Annotated in this window: 14 protein-coding genes; 7 read left to right on the top strand and 7 right to left on the bottom strand. The window is 72.0% G+C overall.

Going from position 1 to position 11,923, the window contains the following annotated elements; genetic code table 11:
• Positions 1-138 precede the first annotated feature (138 nt).
• Together HHX30_RS08590 and HHX30_RS08585 are read left to right on the top strand one after the other, a co-directional pair.
• Positions 139-2,187 (top strand): nitrate- and nitrite sensing domain-containing protein, encoded by a 2,049-nt coding sequence (locus tag HHX30_RS08590; RefSeq protein WP_169981194.1) that lies wholly within the window; start codon positions 139-141, stop codon positions 2,185-2,187.
• Positions 2,184-2,537 (top strand): DUF742 domain-containing protein, encoded by a 354-nt coding sequence (locus tag HHX30_RS08585; protein ID WP_169981192.1) that lies wholly within the window; start codon positions 2,184-2,186, stop codon positions 2,535-2,537. The genes HHX30_RS08590 and HHX30_RS08585 overlap by 4 nt, the downstream gene beginning before the upstream one ends.
• An 87-nt stretch (positions 2,538-2,624) precedes the next feature.
• Here HHX30_RS08585 and HHX30_RS08580 read toward each other — a convergent pair whose 3' ends face one another.
• From HHX30_RS08580 to HHX30_RS08560, 5 genes are all read right to left on the bottom strand, one after another.
• Positions 2,625-3,032: a hypothetical protein gene (locus HHX30_RS08580; protein ID WP_169981191.1), complete on the bottom strand. Its 408-nt coding sequence runs from the start codon at positions 3,030-3,032 to the stop codon at positions 2,625-2,627.
• Positions 3,033-3,112: 80 nt separating this feature from the next.
• A complete protein-coding gene (locus HHX30_RS08575) occupies positions 3,113-3,544 on the bottom strand; it encodes a hypothetical protein (protein ID WP_211591754.1) in 432 nt (143 codons plus the stop codon).
• A 280-nt stretch (positions 3,545-3,824) separates the two neighbouring features.
• Positions 3,825-5,456 carry a hypothetical protein gene (locus HHX30_RS08570; RefSeq protein WP_169981189.1) on the bottom strand — a complete coding sequence of 544 codons (1,632 nt, stop codon included), beginning with the start codon at positions 5,454-5,456 and terminating at the stop codon, positions 3,825-3,827.
• A gap of 102 nt (positions 5,457-5,558) precedes the next feature.
• Positions 5,559-6,371, bottom strand: coding sequence for a Sua5/YciO/YrdC/YwlC family protein (locus HHX30_RS08565; RefSeq protein WP_169981187.1), 813 nt, complete (start codon positions 6,369-6,371; stop codon positions 5,559-5,561).
• 62 nt (positions 6,372-6,433) lie between these two features.
• The gene (locus HHX30_RS08560; RefSeq protein ID WP_169981178.1) at positions 6,434-7,081 is read right to left on the bottom strand and encodes an NAD(P)H-binding protein; all 648 of its coding nucleotides are present in this window, start codon (positions 7,079-7,081) and stop codon (positions 6,434-6,436) included.
• A gap of 100 nt (positions 7,082-7,181) precedes the next feature.
• Between HHX30_RS08560 and HHX30_RS08555 the strand changes: the two genes are divergently transcribed.
• Positions 7,182-7,535 (top strand): helix-turn-helix domain-containing protein, encoded by a 354-nt coding sequence (locus tag HHX30_RS08555; protein ID WP_169981176.1) that lies wholly within the window; start codon positions 7,182-7,184, stop codon positions 7,533-7,535.
• Positions 7,536-7,549: 14 nt separating this feature from the next.
• On the opposite strand, the gene HHX30_RS08550 is transcribed toward HHX30_RS08555, so the two are convergent.
• Complete coding sequence (locus HHX30_RS08550; RefSeq protein ID WP_169981174.1) at positions 7,550-8,104, bottom strand: TetR/AcrR family transcriptional regulator; 555 nt, start codon at positions 8,102-8,104, stop codon at positions 7,550-7,552.
• A gap of 87 nt (positions 8,105-8,191) precedes the next feature.
• Between HHX30_RS08550 and HHX30_RS08545 the strand changes: the two genes are divergently transcribed.
• The 3 genes from HHX30_RS08545 to HHX30_RS08535 all read left to right on the top strand — a co-directional run bounded on the left by HHX30_RS08545 (position 8,192) and on the right by HHX30_RS08535 (position 10,188).
• Positions 8,192-8,635, top strand: coding sequence for a nuclear transport factor 2 family protein (locus HHX30_RS08545; RefSeq protein ID WP_169981171.1), 444 nt, complete (start codon positions 8,192-8,194; stop codon positions 8,633-8,635).
• Between the two features lie 23 nt (positions 8,636-8,658).
• Entirely contained in the window at positions 8,659-9,174 is a 516-nt protein-coding gene (locus HHX30_RS08540; protein WP_211591752.1) for a GNAT family N-acetyltransferase, read from the top strand.
• 120 nt (positions 9,175-9,294) lie between these two features.
• Complete coding sequence (locus tag HHX30_RS08535) at positions 9,295-10,188, top strand: IS982 family transposase (RefSeq protein ID WP_169981169.1); 894 nt, start codon at positions 9,295-9,297, stop codon at positions 10,186-10,188.
• 21 nt (positions 10,189-10,209) lie between these two features.
• On the opposite strand, the gene HHX30_RS08530 is transcribed toward HHX30_RS08535, so the two are convergent.
• Positions 10,210-11,091 (bottom strand): GNAT family N-acetyltransferase, encoded by an 882-nt coding sequence (locus HHX30_RS08530; RefSeq protein ID WP_169981167.1) that lies wholly within the window; start codon positions 11,089-11,091, stop codon positions 10,210-10,212.
• Positions 11,092-11,464: 373 nt separating this feature from the next.
• On the opposite strand from HHX30_RS08530, the gene HHX30_RS08525 reads away from it, so the two are divergent.
• On the top strand, positions 11,465-11,899 hold the full coding sequence (locus tag HHX30_RS08525) for a nuclear transport factor 2 family protein (protein ID WP_169981165.1): 435 nt from the start codon (positions 11,465-11,467) through the stop codon (positions 11,897-11,899).
• Positions 11,900-11,923 lie beyond the last annotated feature (24 nt).

Here is an 11,923-nt window from a genome sequence, read left to right as displayed (position 1 = left end):
TCGTTAGGAACGATCCCTGGTGGCCCAGCTCACAGATTGCTATGGTTTCGCCACTGTTAACACATGTGTAACCGACGGGCAGGTCTGATGGCTGGTCGGAAACGATCCATCCGATTCAAGATTTTCGCGATCCTGCTGGTGCCTTTGACCGCCCTGGTGGTGATCTGGGGGTTCGCCGCCAAGCTGACCATCGAGCAGGGGCAGCAGCTTCTGCGCATCCAGAAGGTCTACGACAACATCGTCTATCCCGTCAGCGAGGCCATCAACCAGCTGCAGAGCGAGCGGTTCGTGTCGGTGAGCTACCTCGCCTGGCGCACCTCCTCGCTGCGCACCGACCTCCAGGTGCAGCGCCGCAAGACCGACGCCACCGCGGTCCTGCTGACCCGCCTGTCGGCCGAGGCCGAGGACGAGACGCCCCCGGCGATGTGGGACCGCGTCCAGGACCTGCTCCGGCAACTGGACCGGCTCGACGTCCTGCGCGGCCAGATCGACGACCAGCGGCTCACCCGCCTCGACGCGATCGAGGAGTACAGCGCCGCCGTCGAGACCGCCCACCAGGTCTACGACCGGCTGATGATCTCCCCGAACATCGACATCATCGAGCAGACCAAGGCGCTCATCCTCATCACCCGCAGCCGTGAGCTGGTGAGCCAGCAGTCCGCGCTCGTGCTGGGCGCGCAGGCGTCCGGGCGGATGACGCAGGACGAGCGGGACGCCTTCTCCGGCATGGTCGGCAAGCGCCGCCTGCTCTACCAGCTCGGCACGAGCCAGCTCGACGCCGGCCTGATCAAGCAGTACGGCACGCTGAACTCCACCGCCGTCTACACGTCGTTCATCTCGCTGGAGAACGACGTCATCGCCAGGGTGCGGCCGGGCCAGCCGCTCCCGCCGGAGGCGATCGCCTGGCCGACGACGGCCCAGGCCCTGACCCGCCAGCTCACCGAGACGACGGACGCGGCCTCCGACGCCACCGCCGCCCGCGCCGTGCCGCTGGCCGAGGACGTGCTCTGGGACATCGGCGTCGTCGGCGCGCTCGGCCTCGCGGCCGTGCTCGCGACCGCGTTCATCTCCTTCCGGTTCGCCCGTACGGTGACCGGCGAGCTGGGCACCCTGCACCGGGCCGCGTCCGACCTGGCCGGGCGGCGACTGCCCGAGCTCGTACAGCGGCTGCGGCGCGGCGAGGACGTCGACGTGACGGCCGAGACCCCGCCGATGACCCAGGCCAGCGGCACCGTCGAGATCGAGAACCTCGGACGCGCGTTCGCCTCGGCGCAGCACACCGCGATCGAGGCGGCCGTCGGCCAGGCCGAGCTGCACAAGGGCGTCAACAAGGTCTTCCTGAACCTCGCCCGGCGCAGCCAGTCGCTGCTGCAGCGCCAGCTCGGCATGCTGGACGGCCTGGAGAAGGAGATCAGCGACCCCGACCTGCTCGAACGGCTCTTCGGCGTCGACCACCTCACCACCCGCATGCGCCGCCACGCGGAGGGCCTGATCATCCTGTCCGGCGCCGTGCCCGGCCGCGGCTGGCGCAACCCGGTCCCGCTGTACGACGTGGCCCGCGCCGCCACCGAGGAGGTCGAGGACTACCTGCGGGTGGACGTGAACGTGCCGCACGGGTTCTCCCTCGCGGGCGCCGGCGTCACCGACGTCGTCCACCTGCTCGCCGAGCTGATCGAGAACGCCACGGTCTTCTCCCCGCCGCACACCCGCGTACAGGTCAGAGGGGAGATGGTCGCCCGCGGCTTCGCCGTCGAGGTCGAGGATCGCGGGCTCGGCATCCCCCCGGACGAGCTGGCGCACCTCAACGCGCGGCTCGCCGACCCGCCGGAGTTCGACCTGGCCGACAGCGACCGGCTCGGGCTGTTCGTGGTCGGGCTGCTGGCCAGGCGGCACAACATCCGCGTCTCCCTGCGCACCTCGCCGTACGGCGGGACGAGCGCCGTGCTCCTGCTTCCGAAGGAGATCGTGGTGGAGAACGAGACCAGGGAACCGGTGGTCGAACGCCTCGCGCAGCCGGAGGCCGCGCCCCCGGCCCTGGCCCTCACACCGCCGATCGGCGGCGGCGCCGAGGACTCCCTGCCCCGCCGGGTGCGGCAGGCCAACCTCGCTCCGCAACTCAAAGAGGAGCGGGGCGACCTGTTCTCCTCCTTCCAGGCAGGCTGGCAACGCGCTCAGGAGGACTCGTGACCGCGCACGAGGACGGGCCGCTGCTGCGCCCCTACACGATCACCCGTGGCCGTACCCGCCCGACCGGGCCGGAGTTCGACCTGATGAGCATCATCAGGACGTCTCCCTCGGCGTACAGCGGGGTCACCGGGCTGGCCCCCGAGCACTGGCGGATCCTGCAACTGTGCCGGGTTCCCTCCTCCGTGGCCGATCTGGCCTCGGAGCTCGGCCTGTCGCTCAACGTCGTCCGCATCCTGCTGGGCGACCTGCGCGACCAGGGGCTGATCACGGCGCGGCCGCAGGCCACGGTCGCCCAGCTGCCCGAGGAGCGCATCCTCCGCGAGGTGATCCAGGGACTCCAGGCGCTCTGAGCTTCAGGAGTCCCTTCCTCCGTCTCCCCGGAGTCCGCTTCGCAGGACGCGCTTCTCGCTAGGAGTCCGCTTCGCAGGACGCGCTTCTCACTCGGTGTCCGCTTCGCAGGACTCCAGGAGCCGCTGCACGTGCCAGCGGGCCGGTGTCAGCAGTTCGTCGGCGTACCGGTCCAGCAGGTCCGCGCACGCCACCGGATCGGCGATCTCGACGGACGGCAGGACCAGGATCTCCTCCTCGCCGTCGAGCACGAGATCGCCCCGCACACTGAAGGTCCCGTCGCCGACCCCGACCGCGGTCTCGAACACGAGGTCGTGCCCCGGCAGCGCCAGCGCGGCGCCGAGCCGTACGGCGGGCCCGGCCAGATCGGAGACGGGCTCGACGCGGACGTGGGGGAAGAAGTCGCGGGAGACGGAGCGCCCCATCTCGCTGAACCGCGCCGCCGTACGCATCAGCGCCTTCAGGAGTTCGGCGGCACCCTGACTGTTGGCGTCCACCCCCGCAGGGTAGATCACGGAAAGTTGCGTTTTGGCCAAATGATTGGGTTCGGCCGGAAATTCCGCCGAAAAGGGCGGCCTCAGCGGAAGGCGTAGCACTCCACCTCGGCCCGCCGTCGGGTCAGCCCGCCGGCCACGGACTTCTCGACACAGGAGCGCTGCGCGGCGGTGAGTTCGAGCGCGCCGCAGACGCTGACCCCGGAGTACGTACGGCAGTCGAGGTTCGGGTTGAAGGCGCCGACCCTGTACCGTTCGCGCACCTCCACGCGGCAGCGTTTCCGCGCCTCGGAAGTCTTCCGGTAGCGGCACTGGCCGACGAGGACGTCGTACTGGTCCCGGCTCACCTCCTGCCGCTCCACGCCCCCTCTGGGAGCGGGCGCCTGCGGCGCGATCCCCGCCCTCGGACCGGTCCTCGGGTGGCCGCCGGCCCCGGCGTCCACCGAGGCGACCGCGGCGACCGTCCCGAGCATGGTCATCGCAGCGAGCACGGCGACAGCGACGATCTTTGTCATGGCGATCCTCCCGAGCAGGAACGTACCCACACGGGAACCATCACCCCCGGCGCCACGCCACGCCCGCATGGACGGCCGTGACCTCGCGTCACGGCGAAGCCGGTGCTTCCAATACGTCGGGTATGCCCGACATTGCGAAGTGTGCCGGCGGACGACCGAGGGTAGACGCGACCACGTGAACGGCGGGGACGGCGTTCACCCGGACCACCCTCGATCTCTCGGATCGAAATCCGGTCATTCCCGACACGACAGAGCTTTTACGTGCTCTTTGCCCGCTTCCTCATGGTGCGACCGCGGCCTGTTCCCTCCGGCTGCGCGTCCGCTCCCGTACGGCGGCGCGTACGGCGACGACCAGGACCACCGCGCAGAGCAGGACCGCGAGCAGCACCGCGACGCCGTAGTCGTCGGGCAGACCCGCGCTCCAGCCCAGGAACGGCAGGGCGACGGCGGCGAACGCGGCGGGCGCCGCGAGCAGGAGACGGGTCCCCTGCGGCTGCCACCGCAGCCAGACCGTGAGCACACCGGCCACGCCGGCGACGAACATCGGCGCGGCGAGCAGCAGGGACAGGTAGTCCTCAATCCCGTCCGCCGTCACGATCAGCAGGACGCTCGTCCACAGGGCCGCGGCGCAGATCCCGAACCAGACCGGCCACCTGCGTGCCCCCGCCGTCGTGCCGAGGGCCGCCAGCAGCGCCGCGAGAGCCACGAGGACGGCGGCCCCCAGTTCGGGGCCGATCCGCTTCCCGGGGGACGTGAGGGGAGCCGGGGCGCTCTCCGACAGCGGGGCCCCTTCGGGGCTGTGCTCCGGGAAGCCCAGCCGCCGCCACCGTCCCGACACCTCGCGCAGGGCGACCCCGTCGGTCCCGTTCGCCACGGCGACGACGTGGCCGCCGGGCACCTCCTGGACGGCGACGGCCAGGGAGACGGCCGGACCGCTGGGCTCGCCCAGGGAATCGGGATTCTCGTAGACCCGGTCGAGCCAGCCCTGTCTGCCTCTGGAGATCTCCCAGGCGACCGTCCAGGTCGCTCCCCCGTCCGTGGTCTGCTCGACCCTGAGCCGACCCGGTGTGACCCGGTAACACCGCCCCGGGTCGGCGGGCACGCACGCCCGGGTCGCCGGAGACCAGGACGGAGACGGGGACGGAGACGGGGACTGAGCCGGGGACTGAGCCGGGGACTGAGCCGGGGACTGAGCCGGGGACTGAGCCGGGGACTGAGCCGGGGACTGAGCCGGGGACGCGGAAGGAGACGGCGAGCCCTTCCACTCGTGCCACGACCTCCCGCCGTCCCGGCTGGCGATCGTGAACCGGTCCGGCACCACGACCACGATCTCCCCGTCCCGCACCTCGACGGCCCGGGCGGACGGCGAGGCGGGCACCGCGCTGGTCGCCGTCACGGCGAAGACCGCGGCGGGCAGCACCACCAGCACGCGGGCCCGGGCGACGTCCCGGCGCCCGGCACGGGCCGCGCGCCGCCACACCAGCCACGCGACCGCGAGGACAGGAAGCGCGAGCAGGTCCGTGGGGTCGGCCACCACCCGCGAGGACGGCACGAGCATCGCCCACGCCCGGGTCGCCGCCTCCGCGCCGGTCCCGGTCGTCTTCATCCAGGCGAACAGCACCCCGGTCAGCGCGATCGCCCCGGCCGCCGTACGGCCGCCCGGCGGGACGCGGCGCGCGGCCCGGGCCGCGTACGCCACGAGCAGGGCGAGCAGCGGGGGCGCGACGAGCATGCCGGCGAGGTCGCTGAACTTGCCGGTGACCACACCCGGCCACGCGAGTTTCAGCACGCGGTCGTTGACGATCAGCACACCGATCGCCGCCACGGTCACCGGATGGCCGAGCCAGGCCGCCTGCGCCCCAGGCCCGGCTACGCTCGGTCGATTGCGGTCGTGCTGAAGACGATCACGCATCCGTCGATCGTAAACGTGTTTCCACCGGCGCGACAGTGACTCCTCGGACGAGCCGCGCCGCCGTACGGGGAAGGGATCGACCGCCGCGCGGCCCTCCGCGCGCTACGGAGTGCTGATGGGCGACGGCTCCTTGCTGAGGATGACGGGGGAGGCACCGCCCAGCGCCAGGTGGGCGGGCAACCCCGCCATCCGGCTCTGACGTCCCGCACGCGCCAGCCCGCTCACGGTCAGCGTCCCGTCGCACGGCCATTCGTCCGCCCGCTCGCCCGGCCGGTCCCACACGGCCAGTGGGCCGTCCACGTGCGCGGTGAGCAGATACTGCAGCGGAGTGCGCGGCAGGAACAGGTCGACGTCGGGCGTCACGCGCCGTACGGCCCGGGGGAGCACCGGCTCGCGCAGCCGCACCAGCGTGGCGGGCTCGGTCCGCTCGACCAGCGCGCGGATGTCGGTCGGGGACAGGTTCGCCACCTCCCTGGCCGTCGAGACGTTCCGGACCAGCACGCGGACCCGTCCCGACGCGCCGTCCATGCGCGCCAGCGCCTGCTCCGACCTGGCGTCGCAGACGACCTGGTCGGCGAACAGGTCGTGCAGGCCGGCCACTCCCCCGGCTCCGATCGCCGCGACGGCCGCCGCCAGGGCGTCGGGACCCGTGATCCCCTCCCAGCGGAGGCCGGGGCCGCAGGCCGTGCAGCCCGTCGCGGCGGACACGGACCTACGCGCGTCCGGCCCGCGGCACTCCCGTCCGCAGTCCGCGCGCAGGACGGCGGAGGCCACTCCGGCCGGCGGCCGGCAGTCGTCGCAGCAGACGAGCGGGTACATGTACCGGCGGCCGGCCCGGTCGAACAACTCACGGACGCAGGCGGAGCAGAGCCCGTGCTCGCTTCGCCGAGCGCCGGGGGAAGCCGAGATGACCATGGAAGCCGCACTGCCCGCCGCCGGTCGCTCTAATCACACCCGTCACACCGATATCGCGGTGATCAGGCCCGCTCGACGCCGAGGTGGACGCGGTGATGCCGCGGCCGCTCCGCCTCGTCCAGCACGGCGACCGCGAGATCGGGGTAGGAGATCCGGCTCCCGGCGTCGCCCGGCGCGACGCGGTACCCGCCGGTGCGGACCCCGTCGTGGTCGAAGTCGCCGGACGGGCTGATCACCAGCCAGTCCACCGGGGTGACCGCCTCACGCAGGACGGCGTCGCCCGCCTCGTGACCGAGGTAGAACTCGCGGTACTCCTGCGGATAGCCCGGCGTGTCCATGAGCAGCGTGCCCGCGGCGGTCCGCAGCCCGGTGGCCAGGCCGACCGCGATCAGCCGCCGGACGCCGGCCCGCTCCAGCCCGCCGAGCAGCGCACGGGCCGCCGCCGGGAAGAACTCCATCGGCGGGGCGGCCAGATCGGCGGCGGCGTTGACCGCCGCCTGGTGCCCCGCCGCGACCCGGGCGATCGCGTCCGCGTCCGTGACGTCGCCCGCGACGACGTCGTCCGCCTCCAGGCTCGGTCGCCCCTCCCGGTCGGCGTACGCGGCCGGGTCGCGCACGACCGCCGTCACCCGGTGCCCGCGGTCGCGGGCCTCCCGCACCACCGCGCGGCCCGCCCTGCCGCCCGCTCCGAACACCACAATCGCGCTCACGTCCGCCCCTCTCCGCGGGGACCGGCCCCACGGCCGGTCACAGCAGCGGACGGTATCCGGATGGGCGGTTACCTCCGGGTCACCGGTTAGCGTGATCGCCGTGACCGAACCTCTCGACCCGGACATGTTCGATCCGCTCTGCCCGTCCGGCCTGATGCCCATCCGGCTCGGCGACAAGTGGTCGGGCATGATCATTCGCTGCCTGGAGCATGGGCCCCGGCGCTTCTCCGAACTACGCGTCCCCCTGCGCGGCATCTCGGCCAAGGTGCTCACCCAGTCGCTGCGCGCCCTCGAACGCGACGGCTTCGTCCTGCGCACGGCCCACCCCGGGGCCGTCCAGCGGGTCGAGTACGCGCTGACGCCACTCGGCCGGAGCCTGATCGAACCGTTGAACACCATGTGCGCGTGGGCCGAGGAACATTGGGAGGAGCTTCTCGACGCCCGCGAGGCGTAGCCGTACGGGCCTGCTCAGCCGTCGGCGAGGGCGCGCAGGGACGGGCGCAGGGCCTCGGCGATCCGTTCGGGCGACGCGCCGCGCAGAGCGGTGAGGCCGAGCAGCTGGTGGGCGATCGTCACGCCCAGCATCGTGCTGACCATCAGGGCGGCCCGCAGTTCCGCGTCGCCCGTCCCGATCGCGTCCGCGAGATGCGCCACCTGGCCGTCGAGCTTGCCGCGCACCTCCTCGGCGGCGTCGGGGTGGGTGAGCATGGAGCGCATCATCGCCAGCGTCGCCTCGGGCAGCGGCCCCATCTTCATGCCGATCCTGCCCAGCAGTTCCTCGACCGGCTCCAGTTCGCCGTCCAGCGGCGGGATCGACGGGATCCGCACGGCCTGGTCGAACAGGTCCTGCTTCGACCCGAAGTACTGCATGACCAGGGCGGGGTCGACCTCCGCCGCCGCCGCCACGGCCCGGATCGTCGTGCGCTGGAAGCCGCGCTCGGCGAAGATCGCCCGCGCGGCCGACAGGATGCGCTCCTCCGTGCGGCGCCGGCGCTCGGCCCGGCTCGTCGGCGTCCCCTCCACACGACGACTCTACCGGCGTTGACCATGCCGGGCCGTTCGCTCTACAGTCGTTGAGTCAACAGCCGTTGAGTGAATTGGAGTCACCCGATGCCGCTCACCCCACGCGAGGTGCTGGCCCGCTATCACCGGGCGATGGTCGACAGGTCGGCCGACGACCTCGCCGGTCTCTACGCCGCCGACGCCGTCCACACGTTCCCGTTCCGCGTGCCGCTGTTCCCCGCGCGCCTGGAGGGCCGCGAGGAGATCCGCGCCCTCTACCGGGCGACGTGGGGCGCGAGCCCCGTACGGCTCGCCGAGATCCACGACGTCGTCGTGCACGAGGCGGCCGATCCCGAGGTCGTCACCGGGGAGTGGGAGGGCACCGGCAGCGTCGAACCCGACGGCCGGCCCTTCCGTGCCACCGGCCTGCTGACCCTGCGCGTACGGAACGGCGAGATCGTGGAGACGCGCGACTACATGGACGTGTTCGGCACCTACCACGCGATGGGCCGGCTGCGGGACGTCGCGGCCGCCGCGGAAGGCGCCGACTGAGCCACCGGGCCACAATGGGCACCATGACGATCTCGGGGAGGATGGTCCGCCGGGCGGGAACGGCGGACGCCGCGGCCCTCGTCCGCCTGCGCGCCGTGATGCTGGAGGACATGGGCGCGGACACCGGGGACGAGAGCGCGCCCTGGCGGGCGGCGGCCGTGGAGTGGTTCGGGCGGCGGCTGCGCGATCCGGGGGACTTCGCCGCGTTCGTGGTGGACGACCCGGAGCTCGGGGTCGTGAGCTGTGCGGCGGGCACCTGTGACCCCCACGCGCCGGGGCCCACGAACCCGAGCGGCCTGCACGGCCACGTCTTCAACATCTGCACCGACCGGCGCCGCCGCCGCCTCGGCCTCGCGCGGGCCTGCCTCGACGCGCTGCTCGGCTGGTACCGCACCGAGACCGAGGTCCGGACGATCGACCTCAACGCCACGGCGTACGGCATCGAGCTGTACCAGTCCCTCGGCTTCGACGCGCCCCGCTACCCGGCTCTCCAGCTGCGGCTGGGCCCGCCGCTCGGGCACGGCTTCACGAGTGGCTAGTGCCGCGACCGCCGAAGTTTGCCCGGAGCAAAGGTCGGCGGGAGGGGCACTAGACGAGTAAGTCCTAAGTCGCTTTGAGGCGGACTGTGGGGAAGGGCGAAGGGTGTCGATGATCCGTTTGTGACGACAGACATCAACACCCTTCTCACCGCACTGTACGTCAAGATCGATGACTGGCTGGGGCGTCCGGCCCGGACCGGACGCCCACCCAAGCTCACCGACGCCGAGTTGCTCACTCTGGCCATCGCCCAGGCCCTGCTCGGCATCCGCTCCGAAGCCCGATGGCTGCGCTTCCTGCCCAACCACCTGCCCGGAGCCTTCCCTTACCTGCCCGGCCAATCCGGCTACAACAAGCGCCTGCGCGCCGCGCTGCCACTCCTCAAACGCGCCATCCGCGCCCTGGCCCGCGACACCGACCTATGGACCGACACCCTCCTGGTGATCGACTCCACCCCGGTCGAATGCGGCCGCTCCCGGCCCACCGCGCAGCGCTCTGACCTGGCGGGCTGGGCCGGCTACGGCTACTGCCGCTCCCACTCCCGCTACTTCTGGGGCTTGCGCCTGCACCTGATCTGCACCCCGGCCGGCCTGCCGATCACCTGGGCCCTGGCCACCCCCAAGCTCGACGAACGCCAGGTCCTGATGGCCGTACTCGACCACGACCCGCGCCTGCTCGCCGAACGCCCCGGACTGCTCATCGTCGCCGACAAGGGATACGTCTCCGCCGAGCTGGATGCCTACCTGGCCGAACGCGGGGTACGACTGCTGCGCCCGTCCTACCACAACCGAACACCCCGCCCCGGCGAGCAGCACCTCAAACCCATCCGCCAGCTCATCGAGTCGGTCAACGACACCCTCAAAGGCCAACTCGACCTCGAACTGCACGGCGGACGCAGCCCGCTGGGCGTCGCCGCCCGCGTCGCCCAGCGCATCCTCGCGCTGACCGCCGCCATCTGGCACAACCGCGCCACCAACCAGCCCATCACCCGATCACTGATCGCCTACGACCACTGACCGGGCTTAGGACTTACTCGTCTAGAGGTCGAAGCGGTAGTGGACGGTCCGGCGCGTCGGCACGTAGCCGAGTGCGTCGTTGATGCCGCGCATGTAGGTGTTGCCGTCCGCGGTGTCGGCGAGCAGCCCTCCGAGGTCCGGGTGGCGTTCCCGGACCAGCCGGATCGTCTCGGCCTTCATCCAGCGGCCGAGGCCGTGCCCGCGGTGCTCGGGAAGGACGCCGGTGCCGTAGTGCTGCCCGTCACCCCTGCCGTCACCGGGGACCACCAGCTCGGTGAAGCCCGCGATCGTCCCGGCGGCCTCGTCCACGGCCGCGACGGTGTGCAGAAGGTCGCCGCGCCGCGCGATCGCCTCCGCGGCGGCCCGGACCCGGGCGACGTCCCAGGGCGCCGGCCTGTAGTCGAGGCCGTCCATCGGCATGTCGTCCATCGCGCGGCGGGACGCGGCGAAGGTCTCGGCCAGTTCGTCCGGGACCACGCCCTCCCAGGAGACCAGCCGATATCCGGGATGCGGCTCCGCGAGGGCCGCGGCGAGGACGGCGTGGTCGACACCGGCCAGCGCCAGGCGGGTGAACGTCAGGCCCAGCGCCGCGCGGAACCCCCGCGCGGCCAGGAACGCCTCCCCGGGAGCGCCGGCCTCCACCTCCGCGGTGACACACTGCCTGCCCTCCTCGCGCGCCGCCGCCAGGGCCGCGGCGAGCAGGCGCGACCCCACCCCGGCGTGGCGCTCGGCCGGGTGGACGTGCAGGTCGAGCTCGGCGAGATGCTCGTGTCCCGCGGCGGTGGACAGGCGCAGGTACGCCGATCCGGCGGGTACGCCGTCGGACCGGGAGGCCAGCCAGGCCAGCCGCTGACTCGATGCGCCGGGGTGGGGATCGACCAGGTGGGTCAGATGGAAAGACACGGGCGCATACCGTAACCATCGACCTACTCACGGATCAATGGGATTTACCCGCAGTCCTGGGCAGGCGGGGGCCCGCCGCCCGGGCGCCGCTTCACCGGCCGTCACGTCGGCGTACGCCCGTGCCCTGCCCGGCGGCCGATCCTCCGGCGAGCCGCTGCGGATGGTCGTGCCCGGCTGGCCGGACTCCCGCGAACGGGAGCAGCAGACCCCGGTAGAGGGACCACGGAAGGAATCCCTCACCGGCTCACACGGCCCACTAAGAGCCATTTGACCTGAGTTATCGTGAAAATGCCGCCCATGTCCGGACGCTGTCATGCCGGTCACGGTGCGGGCGCATCATACGGCCGCTCTCGTCGGGGGAAGGGAACGTCCGATGTCCGAAGTGCTCCGTGCCGTGGACAGGCTGAGACAGGCCATCAACCGCCATGACCTCGACGCCCTGGCGCAGTGCTTCGACGAGCGGGCCGTTCTCGTGGCCCCGGACGGCATCGCCGAGAGCAGGGAGGAGATCGCCTCCTACTACGGCCAGTGGATGGAGGCGTACCCCAACATGGTGATCACGCCGCAGTCGGTGACCATGTTCGGAGACACCGTGGCGGCGGAGTTCACGATCAGCGGCACGCACAAGGGGCCGCTTCTCGTCCCCGGCGGGGACGTTCTCGAGGGGACCGGGCGGCCCATCCTCGTACGTTCGTGCAGTTTCTCCACGGTGGAGGAAGGGCTGATTCTCAGTCACCGGCTGTTCTACGACCAGTTGGAGATGGCGGCCCAGATCGGCGGCTGCCTCTGTTTCAGCGACCGCCCGTAACCGGCCTTCGCTAGGGAAAGGCTT

It is taken from the genome of Microbispora sp. H10836, from assembly GCF_012999525.1.
GTDB lineage: Bacteria > Actinomycetota > Actinomycetes > Streptosporangiales > Streptosporangiaceae > Microbispora.
The sequence above is the reverse complement of the archived record's forward strand: the minus strand, read 5'-3'. Positions and strand labels throughout refer to the sequence as shown.